This is a genomic window from Gilvimarinus sp. DA14 (assembly GCF_024204685.1).
GTDB lineage: Bacteria > Pseudomonadota > Gammaproteobacteria > Pseudomonadales > Cellvibrionaceae > Gilvimarinus.
This window is the reverse complement of the sequence record NZ_CP100350.1, coordinates 465,876-487,845: the sequence shown is the minus strand read 5'-3', so window position 1 is coordinate 487,845 and position 21,970 is coordinate 465,876. Positions and strand designations below refer to the sequence as shown.

Here is a 21,970-nt window from a genome sequence, read left to right as displayed (position 1 = left end):
TTACCTCCGAGCCTGAGTTATCGGTATACTGCGCAGCCGTCCCGTTCAAGTGCGTAAAATCAATGAGTTTGCCCCAGCCCCAAGTTACACCCATTCCCTATCTTGCCGATTCATCGGCCTATCTCAACTGCCTGCGTTATCACCCCCTGCCTATTTGGCTGGACAGTTGCCACCCATATACCCAACAGGGGCGCTACGATATTCTGGCCGCCGCGCCCAGCCTGGAGCTGATAACTCGGGGGAATCAGACTCTGGTGCGTCAACAGCTGCGCGACAATCACAGCGAAGAATACCTAAGTGCAGCAGACCCCTTTTCTTTGCTCGACACCCACATGCCCGCACCCTGCGAGGCGGCAGTATACGACGGTGAAGTACTGCCCTTTTGTGGTGGCGCGCTGGGATATTTGAGCTATGACCTAGGCCGCAGGTTGGAAGCCATTCCCAGTATCGCCGAGGCCGATTCTACGCTTGCCGATATGCATATGGGCATTTATCAGTGGGCACTGGTGATTGATCATAAGCGTCGAACAGCCGCCCTTGTCGCCCAGCCGGGGGTAGATACCACATCGATAATGGCACTTATTTCGCCTTTACCTGACTTAAAGTCAATTCTAGAAAAGAGCGGAAACTCCTTTAAAATCAATAATTTTGAGAACTGTATTAACAAAGAAGATTATATTGAAAAATTCGATATCATTCAGAAGCATATCCTTGAGGGTGACACCTACCAAATAAACTATGCGCAGCGGTTTTGTGCCCCCTACGGCGGCGACCCATACCTCGGCTACTTAAAGCTGCGCCAAACATCACCGGCACCTTTTGCCGGGTTTATGGGCCTTGGCGACAACGCCATTCTCAGCCTTTCGCCGGAGCGATTTATCGCCTGCAGAAACCGCGTGGCCACCACATCTCCCATCAAAGGCACAGCCGCACGCCACGCTGATCCCAGCCAGGATGCCCAAAGCGCGGCGACACTGAGTAAAAGCGAGAAGGATCAGGCAGAGAACTTGATGATCGTGGACCTGCTGCGCAACGATTTGAGCCGCTGCTGCCGCCAGGTCGAGGTACCCAAGCTGTTTGAGCTGCAAAGCTTTGCCAATGTGCACCATTTGGTCAGCACCATTACAGGCGTACTGAAGCCGGAAAAATCAGCCATTGATTTGCTGCGCGCCGCTTTTCCCGGCGGCTCCATTACAGGCGCGCCCAAGGTCCGGGCCATGGAGATTATTGAAACGCTGGAAAGCCACAGGCGCGGCCCCTACTGCGGCAGCCTCAGCTACATCAGTGCCTGCGGCTCTATGGACAGCAATATTGCCATTCGTACCATCAGCTGCGACCAGGGACGTCTGCTGTGCTGGGGAGGTGGCGGAATCGTTGCCGATTCCACCTGTGAGTCCGAATATCAGGAGAGCATCACCAAGGTGGCGCTGCTGATTCGAACTCTAGAAGAGAACTTTTTACACCAGCCTGCTACCGATCAATAGTAACAAGCCGCCAATCACCACCCATTTGGCGGTGTAATAAAACGTGCGGTTTTTGCTTTTGATGGATTTGAGAAACTTCTGGTAGCCCAGTAACCCCTGCCCCAGCTTGTTGCCAATACCCGAATGGGATGAGTCCACGTTATCAATCATAAACAGGCTGTTAAAGAAGCGGCCAAAATACCAATAGCCCTTTTGCACAAAGCCAAGCTTGAGCGGGCGGTCGATATCCGTCATCAAGATCACCCGCGGGGTGTCGGTTTCGTTATAGGCGCTGTGCAGGTAGGTTTCATCGAAAATAATCGAGTCGCCATCGCGCCAGGGGTAGTGAAAGTCATCAATCTGCAAGCCGCATTTTTCACTGTTGGGCGTGCTTAATCCTAGGGAGTAGCGCAGCGTGTAAGCGAAGGGATCGTGATGTTGGTTAAGTTTTTTACCCGGGTTCAGCACCGCAAATAACGCCAAATTCAAATACGGAACCTGATCCAGCAGCTCCATAGTCTTAGGCGCCAGCTCGCGCGCTGAGGGAATCTCGTGATCGTAGAGCTTGAGGTAAAAACTGGTCCAGCGGTTGTCTTTATAAAAGCTACTGGCAGGTAAATCATCTTTTGCGGTAATTTTACCGCCTTGATACAAAGCCAGGGCTTCGTCGCGAATGGTTTCCCAATTCTCTTCAATCACCTGCAACTCGGGGAAATGCTCTTTGGAGACCCTGGGGGTGGTGGGCACCTTGCTCAACCCGTAGGCGGGCAAATTGAAGGGCACCATAAAGGTCGAGAAGTCAGTCATTTGTCGGCTGAGCGGAAAAGTCACCCGGTTGCGGGTGCGAACGAAGGCTATGCAGCCAATGTATATTGCAATACAGGTAAGGATGACTCCCATAGCCTGACAACCTCTTGATTACTCACATCGTATCTGGGCGCGTATGATACGCAAAAGCGGCGGCCTGACCAAGCGTTACTCGGCCTCCAGTATCTCCTGGCGCTCGCGCTCGTAGTCTTCATAATCGCGAGATACTCTTTCACGGCACTCGGCTTGAGTACTGATAGGCTCCTGATCACAGCGCCAGCGCTGATCATTCTGCACATTGTCGTACACCGCTTTATTGCTGCAGGCCGCCAGGGCCAGAACTAAAAAGACTGTCGCGTATTTACTCACCTTCGTACTCCAGTAGGTTATGAACCTGTATCTGCCGAGCCTGTAGCTCTGCTACACCGCCCAACCCAGGCAGCGAAATCACAAACGCGGCGGCGACAGTTTTTGCTCCGAGCCGCGCCAGTAAATCTGCCGCCGCCAACACCGTGCCACCGGTGGCAATCAAATCATCGACAATTAATACCCTCTCACCGGGCTGCACTGCATCGGCGTGAATATTCAAAGAATCCTGACCATATTCCAGTTGATAAGTCTGACTTATCACCTCGCGAGGCAACTTACCGGGCTTACGGGCCATCACCATGCCCGCCCCCAACGAAAGCGCAACCGCGCCACCAAAGGCAAAGCCGCGCGCCTCAATCGCCACCACCTTATCGATTGCGGCATCGGCAAACGGCTCTGCCAACTGCTCACATGCGAGGGCGAAAGCCAGAGGATCTTCCAACAGTGAGGTAATATCGCGAAACTGCACGCCGATGCGGGGGAAATCAGGAATAGTGGTAACAGCTCGTTTCAGCGTATCCATAGCATAATCCAAGCGAGTTAGAGAGATGAAATTTCAGCACGAAATGTGAATGCAACAATAAAAAAGGCGAGGTATTTACCTCGCCTTTTTACAGCTAGCCAGCCCAAGCTGGGTAGCGGAACTCGCCATACTTACAGTACGACGATGTTCTCGGCCTGTGGGCCTTTTTGGCCTTGAGTTACGGTGAACTCAACTTTTTGGCCTTCGGCCAGGGTTTTGAAACCAGAGCCAACAATAGCGCTGAAATGAGCGAAAACGTCTGGACCAGACTCTTGCTCGATAAAACCAAAACCTTTTGCTTCGTTAAACCACTTAACAGTGCCAGTTACAGTAGACATAGTCTATTCCTTTTCAATCAATGAGTAAGCCTTAATAGGCGATTGGTGCTAAAAGTGTTGCTATTACTTATGACTGAAAGACCAGAACTGTAGAAACTACTGTTACTAGGGTTGGGCATAAATATAGGACATACTTTCAAGCGTATCTGAGTATATACCCCTGTAAACCCAAGTCAACACACCTAGAGGGGAAAATTTGAGCAGTTTTTATCGCTTTATCAAGGTCAGCGCAATGCCGCCTAAAATAACCAAACTGGCGATAATAAACTGCAAGCTCAAGCTCTCTCCAAGCCACAAAATGCCGCCCAACGCAGCCCAAACAGGCACACTCAATTGCACCGCTGCGGCCTGAGCTACGCTCAGACTTGGCAGCACTGCGTACCACAGCGCGTAACCAAGCGCCGATGCGCCCGCACCGGAAAATACCGCAAGTGCAAAACCGTACCAGCTCCACTGTGAATCAAGCAAGACAAACGGCAGTAGAATTACACACAGGACCGCAGCGCGAAAAAAGCTGTGTGCGGTAAGTTGCAGCGCCAGACCTCCCCTCCGTCCCAGCAAAGTAAATACGCCCCAGGCCAGGCCTGCACCGGCCATTAACACAAACCCCAGCACCGATGGACGCGCTGCCGCCGGCAACAGCAATCCAGCAAGACCAGCAAACGCCAACAAAGCCCCCAGCAACTCCGTGCTAGACACTTTAACCCCGCGCCACAACGCGTAACCGAGTAAAGTTAGCTGAACAGCTGCAAATAGAATCAACGCCCCCTCTGCAGCGCCCAGACTCACGTAAGCCAGGGAAAACAGCAGCGCGTAAGTAAACAATGATAATGCCGCCCAGGAAGCTGGCGTGGGAGGTGCCTGACTGGAGGGACGCCGGCGCAAGCTCACCAGCAACCAGAGCATGAGCGCGCCGCTAATGATTCGCACCAGAGTAAAGCTGACGGCGTCGATTGCCTGCGTTGCCAGCGCCAATCGGCACAACAAAGAGTTACCCGCAAAGGCGAGCATGGTCAGCAGCACAAGCCCAAGGCGATTTGCAAAAGGGGAATAGGATATCAAAGAAAAACCTTAAGTAGCTTACGAAAGATACTGCTCAACATCGACATTATCGAGCTGCGATTGCAGCAAAAACTGCTGCGCGTACTGCAAATACGCCCCGCTTTTTAGCAGCAGGTGGAAAATCTCTTTATCGACATGACCTTTGTCAGCCATTTTCGCCAAAATCGCTATCGCCTCGCTCAAGGTTTTGGCTTTTTTATACGGGCGATCACCGGCAGTGAGCGCCTCAAAAATATCAGCAACCACCAAAATTCGATCCGGAATCGATAAATCTTTTGCACTCAGGCCGCGCGGATACCCACCGCCATCCATCGACTCATGGTGGGTGGAGGCATAGCGCGGTACATTGGCCAACTCGGGAGGAAAAGGCAAGCCGTCAAGCATCTTGATCGTGGCGATAATATGTTCGTTAATTTTAAAGCGATCTTCAGCCGTCAATGTGCCGTAACGAATGGACAAATTGTAGATCTCACCCCGATTATAAAGGTGCTCGGGCGGGGTCATGGTAATACCCAGATGAGCCGGGTAATCCGGGCGCCGCTCGCGCTGAATTATATGTTCGGGCTTGTCTGCCAGCAAGGGCTCTACCGCAGGCAATGGCGCAACATCTCCCTGTAAGCGCCCCTCCTCTACCGGGGAAAGCCCTAAACGATCATTGAAATAGCGCCGCCAGGTAAGCTGGCTTAATTCGGTCAGCTTTTCACTGACACCCTCAGCCGTGGATTCACTGCCCTGATTAAGGGATGCGACAAAAGAAAAATCTTCCTGTAGCTTTTTCTGCTTTCTTGCCAACACCAACTCAAGCTCGGCCTCTTTCTCAGGGTACTGCTCTCGCTGCTCAAGAAATTCTATATAAGCGTCGCGCCACAGGACTTCAAAACGCATACGTATTTCATGAATACGGTTGTAAATAGTTTCTAGCTTGGTGCCCTTATCAACAATATGCTCAGGCGTGGTAATTTTGCCGCAATCGTGTAACCAGGCAGCAATACGAAATTCACGCCACTGGGTATCATTAAAGCGAAACCCGGCGAATGGCGGGTCTTCAGATTCATGGGCGGCTCGCGCCAGCATCAGACCTATTTCGGGAACACGCTCACAGTGCTCGCCGGTATACGGCGATTTCTCGTCAATTGCGTTGGCAATAATCTGGATAAACGAATCCAACAGGTCTTTCTGTTGTTGCTCATGCTGGCGAATTGATTGCGCCATTTCCACCATCGAACCCGATAGCGAGTCCAGCTCTTTGACTTTACTCGGGAATGGCTCAATATTTTGGTATTGTCTGAGCCTGACTTGATCGCTACGCTGGCGTAACGCCTCTATTGGCCGCACCAGAGGGGTCGAACTAAACCATGCTAAGGGCAACAATAATAGCAACACGGCGGCAGTGATCAACACTGAGTACTGCAGCTGGCGATGACTTTCACCGAGCACCGCCTCGGCAGGTGTGAGCACCGCAATATAACCGCCCACCTCATCCAATGGCAGAATATTATCGACATAGAGAAACTTATCTTTGCCGTCTAAGCGAACTCGACGCAACTGCCCCTGCAAACTTTCATTGCGCGCCGCTTCTAAGAACTCCCGATAAGGCACCACCGCTAAATGCCCCACCCCCGGGCGCACCGACGGATCCAGCCACTTATCATGAAGCAGCTGACGATCCTGCGGGGCAATGTTGTCCAACGCCATGTTCAGCAGTGGTATCAACTCCTCGTACTCGGGCCGTACCTGTAAATGCAGATTATCAGGTAATATCCCCTGGGCGGGATAAAAAGCGTCTCCGACAACGACATCGTCAAAAAAGTAGTCCCGGCTGACCGATTGTAAAACCGCCGTAAAATCTATGGCCGCATCAGCAAAACCATCTGCCACAACTTGCAACGACTCCAAAGGTGTGGCCACCTCAACGATCTTTACGCCGAAAGCGGTACGCTGTAATTTTTTTACCGGCCCCCAACCCTCGACAACAGCCACCGACTTGCCTTTAAGCCCCTGCAAACTGCTTATCGGTGCCGCGCCACGCGCCACAGCAATACTGAAAGGCAATTGCAGTAGCGGTTGTGTCAGAGGACCGCGCCCTAAGGCCTGTTCACTCGCAATGACCGACTGCAACAGGTCTAACTCACCGCCATTGAATTTTGCAATGAGTTCCGGCCAACGATAACCATTTATGTGCTCAATCTCCAAACCAAGACTAGCCGCCAGAATATGCATTAAATCCACCAAATAACCCTGTGGCTGCCCGGCAACAGTATAATCCAGGGGTGGCCAGTCGGTATCGTTGGAAACTCGCAAAGTACCAAGACTTTGGACATAACGGCGCTGGGCATCGTTTAATACTAGCGGCGGAGTCACAAATTGTTGTTTGGAGGGTTCGGGAAGGTGATTGCTAGCGATAAGATGCCCTGTCCGATTGAACACATAAATTTTTGATTTATCGTCCACTTGGTGGTCGAGCAAATAGTTGGAAAAAGATTGCAGGGTCACATCCAATGCCACCACCACATTATTGCCGGGTACACGAATAGAGAAGGTTTTGCCTGTCACTTGGTTGAACTGAAATAAGTAGGGCGGCGAAGAGGCAACCTCGCCCTCCCGCGCTACTGCATACCAGGGGCGCTCGCGAACATCGTAACGGCTCGGCTCGCTGTGAACATCACGTAGACGGAAGTTTTCGTCGTAAAAATAGAGAGTGCGGGTACGACCATTCTCTGTCTCTCTTACCGTGTTTACCACCCATCTGTCATCAGGCCCGGCCTTTAAGCGAATGCGTATACCAGGGCTGCTCTCAAGGTTGACCAGACCGTAGAAATCACCGTTATCAAACCCGAGATAGACGCTGTAAAACACCGGGTTATTATTCATCACCTCGGCAAACACATCCCGGGTGGCGGTGCTGTGGTTGACCGAGTTTACTAATTCGGGAAAACGAGCGAGCACCTGGGCAATTTGAATGCCCCGCGACTCGATTGATTGGACGAAAGAGCCGATATTCTGAGCGGAAGTCTGATAGCTTTTGATGGCTGCATTCTGCGCCATTTGCCGTGAGAAGTAGTATTGCAATGAAATCGCCACAAGGGCTGTTACAGCCATGGTGAACACCACCAGAGCGACTGTCATCGCACGTATCGATATCCGCTTATCGGTAAGCTGAGACTGTAAGTCCAAGGCCAACTCCATCTGCCTGTTTTTTCAACACTATATACCGCTTAATTTACTGTGGAAAGACGGAGACTAAGGCAGGACGGGGCTAAGCGCTAAGTTTTAGCGGGGAAAGTCGGGCACCCCACAGAAGAGTGCCCCGCAGGAATTAAAGCGACAGCTTGCGATTGCTCGCCTTAATAAACTCTTGTTTTAGCTCTTCGTAATTATGCGCCGCGGGAAACTGAGGGAACTCATCGATCACATTCTGCGGCGCGTGAAACAGGATACCGGCATCCGCTTCGCCCAGCATGGTAGTGTCATTATAGGAGTCGCCGGCGGCAATAATACGGTAGTACAAGGTTTTCAGAGCCAGTACCGATTGACGCTTAGGATCTTTTTGGCGCAGGTGATAATTGATGACCCGACCATTCACATCTGTTTCGAGACGGTGACAAAACAGGGTGGGAAAACCGAGCTGGCGCATCAAAGGCTGCGAAAACTCATAAAAGGTATCCGACAGAATAATCACCTGAAAGCGTTCGCGCAGCCAATCAACGAATTCAACGGCCCCTTCCAAAGGCTCAAGCGTTGCGATTACCTCTTGAATTTCATGCAACCCGAGGTTATTTTCTTCGAGGATTTTCAGACGCTGACGCATTAACACGTCATAGTCAGGGATATCCCGGGTGGTCGCCTTCAACTCTTCGATACCGGTTTTTTCAGCGAATTTAATCCAAATTTCAGGCACTAAGACGCCTTCCAAGTCTAAGCAAGCGAGTTCCACAGCCTTCTCCCCCTCATTGTGAGCTTGATAAAAGTCCGCGAATCTACCCTGCCCGGCGCGCAAATGCAATCGGGAGCATGGCCGGCGAACCCGATCCTAGGGATAAAACCCGGTTATATGATAATACCTCACAGCTATTGGGCAGATGAGCCGCGCTTTGCTATGCTTCGCGCAAAATCTGAGCCTGGCCTAGACCAGATAACCGTGATGCAGGAACTCTTATAATGACTGATACGATTGCTACCCTAGATTTGGAGCGAGAATTAGCGACTCAAAGCCCGCACCGCATTATGCGCTACGCGCTTGAGAACTACGAGAATATTGCCATCTCTTTCAGCGGTGCTGAAGATGTCGCGCTGGTGGATATGGCCAGCCGTATTCGCCCAGATGTACAGGTATTCTGCCTCGATACCGGGCGCCTGCACGCGGAGACTTATCAGTTTATCGAACAGGTGCGCAAGCACTATGGTATTAACATCGACATTCTCTCTCCCGACGGCGACGCAGTACGCAAATTGGTCAGCGAGAAAGGCCTGTTTAGTTTTTATGAAGACACACACAAAGAGTGCTGCGGTATTCGTAAAATTGCCCCCTTACGCAAAAAGCTATTGGAAGTCGACGCCTGGATTACCGGCCAACGCAAAGATCAAAGCCCGGGCACCCGCTCCGACATTCCGGTGATTCAGGACGATCAAGCCTTCGCGCGCGAGGGCGAAAGCTTGACTAAATTTAATCCCCTGGCTAACTGGAGCTCAGAGGAAGTTTGGGCCTATATTCGCGCCTATGAGGTGCCCTACAACCCGCTGCACGACCGCGGTTTTATCTCTATTGGCTGCGAGCCATGCACTAAACCTGTAGGCCCCGGGCAGCACGAACGCGAAGGACGCTGGTGGTGGGAAGAAGCCACTAAGAAAGAGTGCGGTTTGCACGCCAGCAATATTGGATAATATTTAACTCACAACGGCGAGCCGGTATGAAAATTACCCTGGTGAAGAAGATACTGCGCAGCGGCTCTGCCTGCCGCAAATGCATTGAGGTGCAAAATAAGCTGGAGGAATCGGGCCAGCTAGATCGCATCGATCAGATTCTGGAGGCGCGCGAAGACGACCCGCAAAGCCCAGGTATGCTGTTAGCGCAACAGTATGAAGTCGACCGAGCCCCCTTTTTTATCGTGGAAGAAGAAGGCAAGCCGGCCCGGGTTTATACCGTCTATATGAAATTTGTGGCGGAAGTGCTAGAAGCCTGATCCGGGGCAGCTAACCCCGGTACCACCCAGACCGCAATAGCCGCCGGGGTTTTTCGCCAAATATTGCTGGTGATAAGTTTCAGCGTAATAAAATTCGGGCGCCGGCAGTATCTCCGTGGTTATTTCACCATACCCGCGAGCACTGAGCTCCTTTTGGTAAACTGCCCGGCTGGCTTCGGCCTGAGCACGCTGATCTTCCTCTGGCACATACAATCCAGAACGGTATTGGGTGCCTCTGTCATTCCCCTGTCGCATTCCCTGAGTTGGATCGTGAGATTGCCAAAACAGCTGTAACAACCGAGCCAAAGAAACATCAGCAGGCCGATACACGACTAGAACCACCTCATTGTGGCCGGTTAGGCCACTGCACACTTCTTCGTAAGTGGGGTTGGGCGTATGTCCTGCGGCATAACCAACGGCGGTGGTATAGACTCCAGGCTCCTGCCAAAAACAACGCTCCGCGCCCCAGAAACATCCCATGCCCGCAATAAACCAAGCGCAATCTTCGGGAAACGGCGGTTTAATCGAATTACCCTTGACCCAATGGCTGGATTCCACCACAAGAGGCTCAGTGCGCCCCGGCAATGCCTGCTCTTTAGTGGGCATCTGCGATTTATCTTGGCCGAAAAGCATGTTTTAACCTCCGCTTGGTTAATAGGGGAAATGAATTGGCAGTATCAGCGTATTTTCACTACCACCCTACCCTGGCCCTGACCCCGCAACATAGCCGCCAGATAATCAGGGACTTGAGCCAAAGAAATCTCGCGCGCCAGACTGTCTCTGAGTTCTAGTGTCAGGGGTACCTCGGCCAAAGTGCGCCACAGGCTTTGCTTATAAGCCAGAGGTTGTTCGGCCGAGTCGACCCCGAGCATGGACACCCCCCGTAAAATAAAAGGGTAGACGCTGGCAGAGAACTCGGGAGACAAAGCCAGACCACAACTGGCAATGGCCCCCTCACGCTCCGTGGCTTTAAGCATGTTGAGGAGAACTTCGCCACCTAAAGTATCCAAACCATAGCGCCACTGAGGCTTTAATAGCGCCTTGCTGTTTGCCTCTGTCCACTCACTAGCTGGTAGGCATTCGCTGGCACCGAGCCGCTGCAACAGCGGGTACAAATGGCGTTTGCCGGTTAACGCGACTACCTCAAAGCCAGCGTGCCGAGCCAGAACAGTAGCTAGGCTGCCCACCGCACCAGAGGCACCACTAATCACAAATTTTTCACCATCAGCATGGGGGGTCAGGCGCTGCAGCTTATCCAGCGCCTGCGCCACCGTTAGCCCCGGGGTGCCAAACAGCATGGCATCGAATAGCGTTAGCGACTCGGGACACTCACACACCCAATTGTCGGGTGCGCTGCACACCTCAGCCAAGCCGCCCGAGGTATTCATGCCAAAATCATAACCACTGACCAATACCCGCTGTCCGGGGCTAAAGCGCCCGCTTGGGTCGTGCCGCACTACACCAGCAGCATCGATACCTGGGGTATGGGGAAAGTTGCGACTAACGCCTGGATTACCTGCCGCACTCAAGGCATCTTTATAATTGAGGCCAGAGTAATGCACATCAATAAGCACACCACTGCCTTCTAGGCTCGACTCGGGGATACTCTCAAGCGAACAACTGAACTCGGCCTGATCGCCTCGCCTGATGCGTACTGCCTGAAAGGTAGTCATTGAACCTCCTAAAACCAGCGCGACGGTTGTAAACGGGAAACCCAGCGCAGCGCCAGCTTATCAATGCTCGCCTCTGCGGCCAGGCCGAGCTTTTCGGGCAAAGACTTTTTGTGAGCATATTCAATTTCAAAAATATCGGCATTCGGATACTGATTGAGCAGGTAGCTGTCACTGGTAGTTAGCTCATCCACCAGTTGGATATCCAGAGCTCGACGACCGTACCAAACCTCACCGGTCGCAACTTGCTCAATGGCAACCACCGGCCTGTGCTCGGCGACAAACTCTTTGAAAAGTACATGGGTTTTTTCAATATCGTCGGTAAATTTCTCCCGGCCCTTGTCGGTGTTCTCGCCGAACATCGTAACTGTGCGCTTGTATTCTCCGGCGGTAAACATTTCAAAATCGATATTGTTTTTCTTCAGCAGACGATGAAAGTTGGGCAACTGGGCTACTACCCCTATTGACCCGAGTATCGCAAAGGGAGCGGCAATAATTTTATCTGCGACACAAGCCATCATATAGCCACCGCTCGCGGCTACTTTATCTACGCTTACCGTCAGAGGGATACCACGCTCTTTAATACGCATTAACTGACTGGCCGCCAAGCCGTAGCTGTGCACCATGCCACCGCCACTTTCAAGTCGAACCACAACTTCATCGACTTTCTCTGCCAGGCCCAGCACGGCGGTAATTTCTTCACGCAGATTGTTGCCTGCCGAGGCTTTAATATCGCCGTCAAAGTTCAGCACATAAACGCGCTTTCGGCGCTCAGCTGAAGTCTTTTCTGAATCGCTGCGACCTTTCTCAAGTCGTTTTTGCTCTTTGTGACGTTTCTTTTTTAGCTTCTGTTCGAGCTTTCGCGCCGCCGAATCCAATACTTCAGATTTGATCGCGTCGGTATATTGCTCAAACTTATCGTTAATTTTAGTGACTTCAATATGCCCGTCACTGGAGCCGCTCTTTTGTTTACTGTTGGCAATTAATGCCAACACCACAGCGATTACCACCAAAACCGTTACCGCTTTGGCTAAAAACAAGCCATATTCACTGATAAATTCCAAAAAATCTCTCCCGTTACTTTTTTACTTTTCTACTGCCAGTCGCCTACCGCTGCGCGAGCCTCTTCATTGAGTGGGCGCGCCACCAGCCCGGCAACCGACAGGCTTATTTCAAATACAGCATCATCTGCCATAGGCAAGTAAGTGGCACTGCCGTAAACCGCATCAACAATGGGCAGTTGCTCTTTCACTTCGCGCAGCCAGGCCCACACGTCTATACCAGCAGGGCTTTCGTTGAACGAGTAAACAGTGCGTTCCTCTTCACGCTCTTTTTCTAACGAGTAGTAGCGACCAGATAATCGATCCAGGCGATAGCCTGGTTTAATGCCGACATTCGCCAAGGCCCCAGTCCATTTGATGATTCGTGCATCCAGCTGCCACTGATCACCTTTAATGATGTAGTTGTGTTCTACGCCCTGCGCGTCGACCACTAACACGTTAAAAACCTGGTCAGCTTTTTTATCAAAGCTGAGAGTGGCGACATTGTGCTCCGATTGTATTTGCCGATAACTGAATATATCCATGGCGATAAAAACGAACACCACTGCCAAGGCCAATAGTGCCAAACCAAACATCCCGCGCAACCATCCCAGTACCCAACTGTCTTTCCATAAAAGCTTGGCAGCCGAATAGGCCACCAACAACCCCAGTAGCGCCGCCAACGCCGCAATTGCACTATACATCACAGCTTTTACCCTCATTTTTAGATGCGCCGAGCTTACAGCTCTCGACAAACCCATCGATTAACCGTCTGGCGATGGTTCCCTTAGGCGGAACATCCGGTAATTGTCCGACATCAAACCATCCAGCATCTGCAATTTCATCTTCTTGCAAGCGTAGTTCTCCAGCGGCGAACTCGGCCCAGTAACCGAGCATCAGTTGCCCAGGAAACGGCCAGCTCTGACTGCTGTGGTAGGTCAAGTTACGCACCTGAATTCCGACCTCTTCGTAAACTTCGCGGTGCACCGCCTGCTCGGGCGTTTCCCCCGCTTCCAGAAAACCAGCCAAGGTTGTATAAACACCACTTTTTGAGCGTTTATGCTTAGCCAATAGGCAAGCTTGCCGGTTGGTCACAAGCACAATAATGCAGGGAGAAATACGAGGGTAGTAGCTACTTTGGCAGCTCCCGCAGCGCAACACCATCTCTCTTCGCTCGAGATCATCGAGCTGCGGTAAACCGAGCGATTCACCGCAGCGACTGCAAAAACGATGAGAGTTAAACCAAAATTCCAGCTGCACTGCCTGACTGGCGCGTAAAGAATCAGCTTCATCGAATTCCAACAAACAGTCACGCAGGGGGCGCCAAAAAATGCCACCATCTTTCGCGTGCTCCTCAAGCACTACCGCATACTCTTCGGTATCGCAAACTGTGAGAGGCAACCGCACTAGATCGTCTGCGATCCCCGCCAGGCTGTGTACAGGTTGTCCGTTTCTGTCTACTCCAATGGCGCCGTTTTTAATCAGCCAGTACTTCGGCAAGCTCTGTTGCATCATAAAAACGTTTAGGATGCGACAGGATAACCAAGTGCCTGCAGACTCTCTTCAGCCACTTGCAACACACTGGTGTCGGCATCTTTACCCGACTTAATCGCATCTAGGTAATACTCGAGACTGATCACCGCATCGGCAAAGGTTTCAAGCAAATGCTGCACTGCCGCTAGCGGCTCGCCACCCAACAAGGCCTCATTAACAAATCGCTCGCTAGCGGCCACCACCTTGGCCGCCCGGGGTAAGTTCAGTACCAGCATACCGCCGCGCACCGAGGTTAAAGTAGAAGCGACATTTTTAATATGACCGATGTCGTAGTTGGATTCAGCGTAGGAGTTTAATCCACGTTTGATCAGTGCCAGGCCTGCTTCAGCCTCTTCGATCACCAGAGCCTCGGCCTCCATGATCTGGCTATTGGAAAGCGCCTCTTCGCGCGACAGTGCATTCAAGCGAGCCAGCTTTTCTTCGGACAGGTTCATTTTTGAAAGACCTGTCACTGTGCTTTCAATGTAGAGCAGTGTATCGGCGACTCCCAGCAGCTCATCGGCGCTGGCCTCGGCACTGCCATCCTGCCACCGGCTAATACGGACAATTTCCTCTTTGAGGGAATTCGCCGGCGCCACTAGCCCAACAATAGACAGGATATCGGCGACCTTTTTTAAGGTTTCTACCAATTCGGGGCTGTCCACAAGAAGTTCTACTCCGCCCTGGGCGGCGCGTTCGAGAATATTCTTAGTACTGCGTAGCTCATCTTGCAGCACCGCGGTCATGGAAGTAACCGTGGTAGCACTGGGCCCCTTTAAATGCTCCTGTTCGCGGGCCAGCTCCACTTCGTTGTAGCCGAGTTCGGGGGCTGCAAAGGCTTTACGGATCGCCTCACTGCGCTCGCTATCACCGCGCGCCAGGACCGTGGCATAGAGCAGCTCCTTTAGCAGGGCTTCGTTTGGCGCGCGCTTAAGCACCGCTTCCCCCTCAAACTGGAGCCTTTTGATGTCGCGATCGATGGCGCCAAAGAGCATTTTTCGGCTGTTGCTTAATTCTAGAGAGCCTTTGCTCAAAAGAGTCAAAAACTCCGCCCCAACCCACCAGAGGTTGGCCACCGGATTGTTGCCGCACACCTTATCCAAGCGTTCTAGGGCGCGCGCCATCATACCCATTGACGGGGCCGCCTGTTTGCCTTGTAGCACATTGAGCATTGCCACTTGGTACATGTGCCGCAGTCGGCGCACCACCTGGCGAAATTCTTCTGGCAGATTCAACTCGGGCTTAGCCGCACGTTGGCACTGGGTAACGTCTACCGGGTAGTAGTAACTTTGCGGCAGCTGTGGCGCTTTGCGCGCGCGCCGCAGCTCATTGATATGGGGAATTAACAACACTGCCATACTGCGCTTTACTTGGCTGCAATATTCAAGATAGCGCGGCAGAATAAAAAATACTGACGTCAGACGCTCAAGCTTAGTCACCGTCGCCGGGTCATTGCCCAGGGGAATGTCGGTGATATGCTCCACCAACTCCTGCGCAAGCAGGTCCACACCACGCAATTGCAACAAGCTTAGAGTGCCGCGAATTTGTTTGATATCTTCGATACACAACTGCAGTAATTCGCCATTGTCCAAGTCGGCGGCAAACTGTTCCAGGCGGGAGGCGGCGGACTCGATCGTCGCGACCAGCTCATCGTGCACCAGTTTTAAAGACGAAGGGTTAAAAGTCTCTGCGGTGTCATTGTTCACTATTATCGTCCTAAAATTTGCCTTGGCGCCGCTTAAAAAAACACCTATAACGGTGGGCTTTTTGCGTTTAGCAGCAACAGGTTAATCGTAAATAATAGAAACTACCTTAAAACCTGACGAACCGCTAGAGCCCGTCATGGGGAAGCATTAAAGATGTCGCATTTTACCGCCAAAGGCAGTTGCCTCCACTGGCCTTGTCGATCTCAGCCAGTTTTTCTTGGTGGCGCTCGAGCTCTTCGCCGCTCGCCTGAATAATAGGCAAAGGCGTCCTATCCGCGCTGAGGCGACGAATTTCGCCACTGCCGGAGCCGCCCTCGTCACTACTGCTGCCGCTACTTCCCAACGATAGAGCTGTCTGTCCGCCTGTCATCAGCAGATAAACATCTGCCAAAATCTCGGCATCAAGCAAGGCGCCGTGCAAGTCTCGCTGCGAGTTATCTACGCCGTATCGCTTGCACAGCGCATCGAGATTATTTTTCTGTCCCGGATGCTTGCCTCTGGCCAGCACCAGAGAGTCGACAATCGAGTTGGTTAGCGCGATGGTTTGATGGGATGGATTCAGTGCGCGAAGCTCATGATCGATAAAACCGACATCGAAGGGGGCATTGTGAATAACCAGCTCTCCACCTTCAATAAAGGCCAGAAATTCGTCGCGAATCTGTGAAAATACCGGTTTATCTGCCAACATTTCGTTGGTAATCCCGTGCACCTCAATCGCTCCCGCGTCTACCTCGCGCTGCGGATTTATATACTGATGGTAGTGGTTACCCGTAAGCTTGCGATTGACCACCTCGACGCAGCCAATTTCGATAATCTTGTGTCCCGAAGCTGGGTCAAGCCCCGTGGTTTCTGTATCCAGCACTATTTGCCGGTGCCCTTTTCCACTCACACTCATGCTATTTTGCCTTTAATGAATCTATCCCGCGGTTGGCAAGCTGATCGGCGCGCTCGTTCTCGGCGTGCCCGCTATGCCCTTTTACCCAACGCCAATCCACTTTATGGTGCTGACACTGCTCGTCCAACAAACGCCATAGGTCATCATTTTTGACCGGCTTCTTTGCCGAGGTACGCCAACCATTGCGCTTCCAACCAGCCAGCCATTCGGTAATCCCCTTGCGCACATATTGAGAATCTGTGGTCAGCACCACATCGCAGGGTTCGTTCAGAGCCTTCAGCCCCTCAATGGCGGCCATCAGTTCCATTCTATTGTTAGTGGTATTGGCTTCGCCGCCGTACAGTTCTTTTTCTTTACCGTTATAACGCAGCAGTGCTCCCCACCCCCCGGGCCCGGGATTGCCGCGACAGGCGCCGTCTGTATATATCTCGATTTTCTTCACGTGAAGGTTGCTCTCTTAACTCATTTTTCTGTGCTTTAACGCTTGGCTTATTCACTTAAACAATTCTGACCGGCACCCTTCTCGGCTCGCCTTGCGTTGAGCTGGCCCCAAGGCTCGCACCTCCACAGTTGACCAGTCAGGCTTTAAGGCCAGAGCGCCCATAACATCTTTGCGAACACAGGCGGTGTAGTAGCTGCCCCATGGTAGTTTAAGGCGCTGGCAGCTATTCTCCAGCCCCTCACAAGGACCAGCGCCAGGCCAGTAACGCCCGTAACTTAACGCCACCGGGCTCAATCCCAGTACCGCAAACCAGTCCAGCAGACGCCCCAACCGTAGGTGATGATGCTGCCAGAGTGGCTGGCCGCTGGTATGGCGACGCGACCAGTGCCAAACCCCCTGTACACTCCAGGGGTTAAATCCTTGAATGACGATATAACCTCTGGGAATGGTGGCCCTGGCGGCTTCTGCCAGCAGCTGCTGGGGGGTGGCACTGTAGTCTAATGCGTGATGCAAAACCACCGCGTCTACTGATTCACAGGCCAGGGGCAACAAACTCAAATCACCTCTTGCGCCCTCCCAACCGCTGCCATCAGCGAGCGGGTTTAACGCAAACTTATGGGGGATACGGCTACTGGCGGTCAAATTCAGTGCCCGGCACACGCTAATCTGACACAAGTGGTAGCCAAATACGCAGGCTAGAGCTTTGTCTATATCCGCTTGCTGGCGTTTGAGCATAGCCTGACCAGTAGCGCCCGCGAACCACTGGCTCGCCGCCACAACCGCCCGGTCAGGTTCACACACTTTGCTTGTCAAGCTGAAATACCCAGTCATCGTTGAGGTGTCGATGTTACCATAGCCGACATAGAGCGCAGATCAATGCGTTTGCCCTGCTCATAGCTCGTAGGAGGTGTTATGCGACTATTTTGCTTTCCGGCTCTGCAGACAAACTATTTTTGGTTACTGCAACCCGACCCCGACTCAAATAAAGCCTACATTTTCGACCCCGGCGATGCAGCACCAGTAAGGCAGCAGCTGAGGGAACACGGGCTGGAGTTAGCAGGAATTGTGATTACCCATCACCACTGGGACCATACCGACGGAATTGACCCACTGTTAGAGTACAAGCCCGTGCCTGTATACGGACCGAGCAGCCGGAAAATCCCCCAAGTCACCCATACACTTCAAGATGGCGACACTTTAGTTCTTGGGGAACTCAAGCTGCAAGTCATCGCTACCCCTGGGCACACTCTGGAACACATCGCCTACTATTTGCCGGGCCAGCCGCCTCGGCTCTTCAGTGCCGACAACATCTTTGGCGCAGGCTGCGGCCGCATGTTTGAAGGCACGCCCGATCAGTTTCTCAACAGCCTCAAGCGGCTCAGCGAGTTACCTCCTGAGACTCTTATCTGCTGCTCCCACGAATACACGGTGGACAATATTCATTTTGCACTGACAGTTGAACCCGGCAATCAGGCGCTGCGAGACAGGAAACAGCGCGAAGAGGCTAAGCGAGCCCGGCAGCTCCCCACTATCCCCACCACCTTGCAATTAGAGCTGGCCACCAACCCTTTTTTACGTACCGCGCAGTCCGAAGTGAAAGCGAGCGCCGAGCGTCATCTAGGCCGCTCGCTGAACAGCGAAAGCGAGGTTTTCGCCGCCATTCGGGCCTGGAAGGACAGCTTTGTCAAAAATTGACCCCTCGCCTCGAAACCCATAGAATCGCCGGTCTTCCCCCAAATGAAAAGATTACAGCGCCGCATGAGTTTAATCAGAATAATCATCGTCACAGTAAGTATTTTTCTCGCCTCCTGCGGTTTACTTCCGTCCCAGCAAAACAAGTCCAACGACGTTGCCCCCGCTCCCGCTGCACAGGCACTACCCAGCCCGCCACCGGCAAGTATCGCCAAGCCCAAACCGCAAGTAGAGAAGGACTTATGGGTACGAATCCGCGATGGCTTTGCTTTGGGCCCCTATTCCCAGGAACAACTTGACGAATATGTGAGCTGGTACGCAAGCCACCCGGAATACATCGAGCGTGTTTTCACCCGGGGTCAGCGCTACCTTTACCACATTGTGGAGCGTGTCGAAGCACAGGGACTGCCCCTGGAAATTGCTTTAATGCCCGTAGTGGAAAGCGCTTTTGACCCCTTCGCCTACTCCTACGCTACGGCATCGGGCATGTGGCAATTCATGTCCGGCACCGGGCGCGAATACGGTCTGAAGCAAAACTGGTGGTATGACGGCCGGCGCGACATTATCGACTCGACAGACGCCGCTCTGGCCTACCTGGAGCGGCTTCATCAGATGTTCGATGACAACTGGCTACATGCGCTTGCGGCGTACAATACCGGGCAGGGCCGACTCCAGCGCTCAATCAACCGCAATGCCAAAGCAGGTAAACCAACGGACTTTTGGTCATTGAGCTTACCGCGTGAAACCCGCGCCTATGTTCCGCAGCTTTTGGCCCTGTCCAAAATTATTGCCAACCCTGAAAAATACGATATTGAGCTACCAGAAATCGTCAATGCCCCCTATTTTGTCGCCGTCGATATCGACTCGCAAATCGATTTGGCTCGCGCTTCAGAGCTTGCCGAAATTTCCATGGATGAGCTCTATTTACTAAATCCAGGCTACAACCGCTGGGCCACCGATCCGGAAGGTCCGCACCGGCTGTTAATCCCCGCCAGTCAAGCGGAGGGATTTTCCGCCGCATTAGCGACAATTCCAGTGGAGCAGCGTATCAGCTGGCAGAGGTACACCATTAAGCGCGGCGACTCACTGATCAAAATTGCCAAGCGCTTTAACACCAGCCCCGAAGCTTTGCGCACGGCAAACAATTTAACATCCTCTCGTATTCGCGCAGGGGCGACACTGTTAATCCCCAGCGCTTCAGAACAAAGCGAGCATTACGCATTCAGCAGCAATCAAAGACGCGCCTCCAGCCAGAGCAACTCAAAAGGCGGCAAGGGAAGCACCAAGGTTAACTATGTCGTCAAGAAAGGTGACAGTTTTTGGCGGATTGCCAACCAACATAAAGTAAGCGTAAACGCTTTGGCTAAATGGAACGGAATGTCGTCCCGAGACACCTTACGGCCAGGGCAAAAATTGGTCGTATGGAGTAAAACCTCGAGCACAAATGGGGGTGAAGGAATCACCCGCAGGCTGACCTACAAAGTCAGAAGTGGTGACTCACTCGATACCATTGCACGTAAATTTAACGTGAGCATCCAAGACATCAGCCGTTGGAACAATGTAGCCATCAAAAACTACATCCACCCCGGACAACAACTGACTCTTTACGTAGACGTAACCGGCAGCCGTTAACCCATTGGGCTCTTTACAGCTTGCAACAACGTTTTTGTATAGGGGTGACTAGGGTTATTAAAAAGCTCCTGTGCGGGTCCCGTTTCCACGGCTCGCCCAGCTTTCATTACCAGAATGTTGTGACTCATTGCGCGCACAACGTCCAGGTCGTGACTGATAAAAATAAATGCCATTTTAAACTCTAGTTGCAGCCTCTGCAGTAGAGTAATAACTTCTTTTTGCACCGCTCGATCCAATGCCGAGGTGGGCTCATCCAGCACTATCAGACGCGGCTGTAAAATCAACGCTCGGGCAATCGCAATACGCTGGCGCTGGCCACCGGAAAATTCATTGGGGTAGCGATATCTGACAGCAGGGTCTAACTGCACTTGCTGTAAAGCTGTTATTACCCGTTCCTCTAGGGCCTCCTTCGCGAGCTTAGGCTCATGCACCCTTAGGCCCTCAGCAACAATGTCTGCAACCGTCATACGCGGACTTAAGCTGGAGAACGGATCTTGAAAAATAACCTGAATCTCCCGGCGCAAGGGTTTCAATTCTTTTTTGCTTAGTTGCAGCAAGGGGCGCCGCTGCTCCGTTCCGTATTCAACCCGCCCATCGCTTTGAATCAAACGCAGCAAAGAACGACCCAAAGTGGTTTTCCCTGAGCCACTTTCCCCCACGACACCCAGCGTCTCACCCTCACGCAAGACAAATGAGATATCATCTACCGCTTTAACATGATCTGCGACCCGCTTGAACACACCTTTATAAATAGGGAACCAGGTTTTCAGGTTATCTACCTTCAGTATTTGAGGGGCGTGTTTGGCTATAGGCGCCGGAGGATCTCCCGGCTCGGAAGCCAGGAGTACACGAGTGTATTCGTGTTTTGGGGCGGCAAACACCTGACCAATGGTGCCACTCTCTAACAGCTGCCCCTGACACATTATGGCGACTCTATCGGCGAGAGCGCGCACCACATGAAGATCATGAGTAATAAACAATACAGCCATATTTAATTCTTGCTGCAGCGACTGCAATAAGCTGAGAATCTGCGCCTGTACCGTGACATCCAGAGCTGTAGTCGGCTCATCAGCGATCAAAACTTCAGGCTCATTTATTAACGCCATCGCAATCATAACTCGCTGACGCTCGCCACCACTAAGCTCGTGAGGTAAAGCAGACAATCGACGTTCAGCATCGCGAATGCCCACTTTTTCCAACCATTGCAAAACCTGACTTCGAGCGTCGGAACGCGAAATACCCTTGTGCAACCACAAAACTTCCGCGAGCTGTTTTTCAATGCTGTGCAGCGGGTTCAGGGACGTCATTGGCTCTTGAAAAATCATACCTATCCGGTTGCCACGATACTGACCCAGCGCGGATTCGCTTAGCTGCAGCAAATCATTGCCGTCAAACAACACCTCTCCACGCTGATACACAGCTCCATAGGCAGGTAGTAGCTTTAGGATAGATTGCGCCGTGACAGATTTTCCCGAGCCACTTTCCCCGACCAGCGCTAAAATCTCCCCAGCATAGAGCTCAAGATTTACGCCGTTCACAACCGTGCGTTCGCAATTTTCCTGTGTAAAAGCAACGCTCAGATCCCTTATCTGCAAAAGTGGCTTGTCAGTCATGGCTG

Annotated in this window: 22 protein-coding genes; 5 read left to right on the top strand and 17 right to left on the bottom strand. The window is 52.3% G+C overall.

Annotated elements, in window-relative coordinates:
* Nucleotides 1–62: 62 nt before the first annotated feature.
* The gene (gene pabB / locus NHM04_RS02040) at nt 63–1,484 is read left to right on the top strand and encodes an aminodeoxychorismate synthase component I (RefSeq protein ID WP_254265388.1); all 1,422 of its coding nucleotides are present in this window, start codon (nt 63–65) and stop codon (nt 1,482–1,484) included.
* Here the strand turns inward: pabB and NHM04_RS02035 are convergent.
* From NHM04_RS02035 to thrH, 7 genes are all read right to left on the bottom strand, one after another.
* A complete protein-coding gene (locus NHM04_RS02035; RefSeq protein WP_254265387.1) occupies nt 1,458–2,363 on the bottom strand; it encodes an aspartyl/asparaginyl beta-hydroxylase domain-containing protein in 906 nt (301 codons plus the stop codon). The two genes, pabB and NHM04_RS02035, sit on opposite strands and share 27 nt — an antisense overlap.
* 75 nt (nt 2,364–2,438) lie before the next feature.
* Nucleotides 2,439–2,639 (bottom strand): hypothetical protein, encoded by a 201-nt coding sequence (locus NHM04_RS02030; protein WP_254265386.1) that lies wholly within the window; start codon nt 2,637–2,639, stop codon nt 2,439–2,441.
* Nucleotides 2,632–3,162, bottom strand: coding sequence for an adenine phosphoribosyltransferase (locus NHM04_RS02025; RefSeq protein ID WP_254265385.1), 531 nt, complete (start codon nt 3,160–3,162; stop codon nt 2,632–2,634). The genes NHM04_RS02030 and NHM04_RS02025 overlap by 8 nt, the downstream gene beginning before the upstream one ends.
* 131 nt (nt 3,163–3,293) lie before the next feature.
* Nucleotides 3,294–3,500 carry a cold-shock protein gene (locus NHM04_RS02020; protein ID WP_020209639.1) on the bottom strand — a complete coding sequence of 69 codons (207 nt, stop codon included), beginning with the start codon at nt 3,498–3,500 and terminating at the stop codon, nt 3,294–3,296.
* A gap of 207 nt (nt 3,501–3,707) precedes the next feature.
* Entirely contained in the window at nt 3,708–4,562 is an 855-nt protein-coding gene (locus NHM04_RS02015; RefSeq protein WP_254265384.1) for a DMT family transporter, read from the bottom strand.
* Nucleotides 4,563–4,580: 18 nt separating this feature from the next.
* Nucleotides 4,581–7,736 (bottom strand): HD domain-containing phosphohydrolase, encoded by a 3,156-nt coding sequence (locus tag NHM04_RS02010; RefSeq protein ID WP_254265383.1) that lies wholly within the window; start codon nt 7,734–7,736, stop codon nt 4,581–4,583.
* Nucleotides 7,737–7,878: 142 nt separating this feature from the next.
* A complete protein-coding gene (gene thrH / locus NHM04_RS02005) occupies nt 7,879–8,496 on the bottom strand; it encodes a bifunctional phosphoserine phosphatase/homoserine phosphotransferase ThrH (RefSeq protein WP_254265382.1) in 618 nt (205 codons plus the stop codon).
* A gap of 224 nt (nt 8,497–8,720) precedes the next feature.
* Here thrH and NHM04_RS02000 point away from each other — a divergent pair, with 224 nt between their 5' ends.
* On the top strand, nt 8,721–9,443 hold the full coding sequence (locus tag NHM04_RS02000) for a phosphoadenylyl-sulfate reductase (protein ID WP_254265381.1): 723 nt from the start codon (nt 8,721–8,723) through the stop codon (nt 9,441–9,443).
* Between the two features lie 26 nt (nt 9,444–9,469).
* Nucleotides 9,470–9,742, top strand: a complete 273-nt coding sequence (locus NHM04_RS01995; RefSeq protein ID WP_254265380.1) for a hypothetical protein — start codon at nt 9,470–9,472, stop codon at nt 9,740–9,742.
* On the opposite strand, the gene msrA is transcribed toward NHM04_RS01995, so the two are convergent.
* The 9 genes from msrA to NHM04_RS01950 all read right to left on the bottom strand — a co-directional run bounded on the left by msrA (nt 9,731) and on the right by NHM04_RS01950 (nt 17,841).
* Nucleotides 9,731–10,375: a peptide-methionine (S)-S-oxide reductase MsrA gene (gene msrA, locus NHM04_RS01990; RefSeq protein WP_254265379.1), complete on the bottom strand. Its 645-nt coding sequence runs from the start codon at nt 10,373–10,375 to the stop codon at nt 9,731–9,733. The two genes, NHM04_RS01995 and msrA, sit on opposite strands and share 12 nt — an antisense overlap.
* Nucleotides 10,376–10,419: 44 nt before the next feature.
* Complete coding sequence (locus NHM04_RS01985; RefSeq protein ID WP_254265378.1) at nt 10,420–11,415, bottom strand: YhdH/YhfP family quinone oxidoreductase; 996 nt, start codon at nt 11,413–11,415, stop codon at nt 10,420–10,422.
* Between the two features lie 8 nt (nt 11,416–11,423).
* Entirely contained in the window at nt 11,424–12,476 is a 1,053-nt protein-coding gene (gene sohB, locus NHM04_RS01980) for a protease SohB (protein ID WP_254265377.1), read from the bottom strand.
* A 29-nt stretch (nt 12,477–12,505) separates the two neighbouring features.
* Entirely contained in the window at nt 12,506–13,156 is a 651-nt protein-coding gene (locus NHM04_RS01975; protein ID WP_254266673.1) for a cation/multidrug efflux pump, read from the bottom strand.
* Complete coding sequence (gene nudC / locus NHM04_RS01970; RefSeq protein ID WP_254265376.1) at nt 13,149–13,967, bottom strand: NAD(+) diphosphatase; 819 nt, start codon at nt 13,965–13,967, stop codon at nt 13,149–13,151. The genes NHM04_RS01975 and nudC overlap by 8 nt, the downstream gene beginning before the upstream one ends.
* A gap of 8 nt (nt 13,968–13,975) precedes the next feature.
* Nucleotides 13,976–15,691, bottom strand: a complete 1,716-nt coding sequence (locus NHM04_RS01965; protein ID WP_254265375.1) for a pilus assembly protein — start codon at nt 15,689–15,691, stop codon at nt 13,976–13,978.
* A 163-nt stretch (nt 15,692–15,854) separates the two neighbouring features.
* Entirely contained in the window at nt 15,855–16,586 is a 732-nt protein-coding gene (gene dnaQ / locus NHM04_RS01960) for a DNA polymerase III subunit epsilon (RefSeq protein WP_254265374.1), read from the bottom strand.
* A gap of 1 nt (nt 16,587) precedes the next feature.
* Nucleotides 16,588–17,028 (bottom strand): ribonuclease HI, encoded by a 441-nt coding sequence (gene rnhA / locus NHM04_RS01955; protein WP_254265373.1) that lies wholly within the window; start codon nt 17,026–17,028, stop codon nt 16,588–16,590.
* Between the two features lie 51 nt (nt 17,029–17,079).
* Complete coding sequence (locus tag NHM04_RS01950; RefSeq protein ID WP_254265372.1) at nt 17,080–17,841, bottom strand: methyltransferase domain-containing protein; 762 nt, start codon at nt 17,839–17,841, stop codon at nt 17,080–17,082.
* A 99-nt stretch (nt 17,842–17,940) separates the two neighbouring features.
* On the opposite strand from NHM04_RS01950, the gene gloB reads away from it, so the two are divergent.
* A complete protein-coding gene (gene gloB, locus NHM04_RS01945) occupies nt 17,941–18,723 on the top strand; it encodes a hydroxyacylglutathione hydrolase (protein ID WP_254265371.1) in 783 nt (260 codons plus the stop codon).
* 63 nt (nt 18,724–18,786) lie between these two features.
* Nucleotides 18,787–20,352 carry a LysM peptidoglycan-binding domain-containing protein gene (locus NHM04_RS01940; RefSeq protein WP_254265370.1) on the top strand — a complete coding sequence of 522 codons (1,566 nt, stop codon included), beginning with the start codon at nt 18,787–18,789 and terminating at the stop codon, nt 20,350–20,352.
* Here the strand turns inward: NHM04_RS01940 and NHM04_RS01935 are convergent.
* A complete protein-coding gene (locus NHM04_RS01935; protein ID WP_254265369.1) occupies nt 20,349–21,965 on the bottom strand; it encodes an ABC transporter ATP-binding protein in 1,617 nt (538 codons plus the stop codon). The two genes, NHM04_RS01940 and NHM04_RS01935, sit on opposite strands and share 4 nt — an antisense overlap.
* Nucleotides 21,966–21,970: the final 5 nt, after the last annotated feature.

Coding starts and splice junctions, on each gene's coding strand:
- pabB (WP_254265388.1), top strand. CDS start 63: ATGAGTTTGCCCCAGCCCCAAGTTACACCCATTCCCTATCTTGCCGAT.
- NHM04_RS02035 (WP_254265387.1), bottom strand. CDS start 2,363: ATGGGAGTCATCCTTACCTGTATTGCAATATACATTGGCTGCATAGCC.
- NHM04_RS02025 (WP_254265385.1), bottom strand. CDS start 3,162: ATGGATACGCTGAAACGAGCTGTTACCACTATTCCTGATTTCCCCCGC.
- NHM04_RS02020 (WP_020209639.1), bottom strand. CDS start 3,500: ATGTCTACTGTAACTGGCACTGTTAAGTGGTTTAACGAAGCAAAAGGT.
- NHM04_RS02000 (WP_254265381.1), top strand. CDS start 8,721: ATGACTGATACGATTGCTACCCTAGATTTGGAGCGAGAATTAGCGACT.
- NHM04_RS01995 (WP_254265380.1), top strand. CDS start 9,470: ATGAAAATTACCCTGGTGAAGAAGATACTGCGCAGCGGCTCTGCCTGC.
- msrA (WP_254265379.1), bottom strand. CDS start 10,375: ATGCTTTTCGGCCAAGATAAATCGCAGATGCCCACTAAAGAGCAGGCA.
- NHM04_RS01985 (WP_254265378.1), bottom strand. CDS start 11,415: ATGACTACCTTTCAGGCAGTACGCATCAGGCGAGGCGATCAGGCCGAG.
- NHM04_RS01975 (WP_254266673.1), bottom strand. CDS start 13,156: ATGTATAGTGCAATTGCGGCGTTGGCGGCGCTACTGGGGTTGTTGGTG.
- nudC (WP_254265376.1), bottom strand. CDS start 13,967: ATGATGCAACAGAGCTTGCCGAAGTACTGGCTGATTAAAAACGGCGCC.
- dnaQ (WP_254265374.1), bottom strand. CDS start 16,586: ATGAGTGTGAGTGGAAAAGGGCACCGGCAAATAGTGCTGGATACAGAA.
- gloB (WP_254265371.1), top strand. CDS start 17,941: ATGCGACTATTTTGCTTTCCGGCTCTGCAGACAAACTATTTTTGGTTA.
- NHM04_RS01940 (WP_254265370.1), top strand. CDS start 18,787: ATGAGTTTAATCAGAATAATCATCGTCACAGTAAGTATTTTTCTCGCC.
- NHM04_RS01935 (WP_254265369.1), bottom strand. CDS start 21,965: ATGACTGACAAGCCACTTTTGCAGATAAGGGATCTGAGCGTTGCTTTT.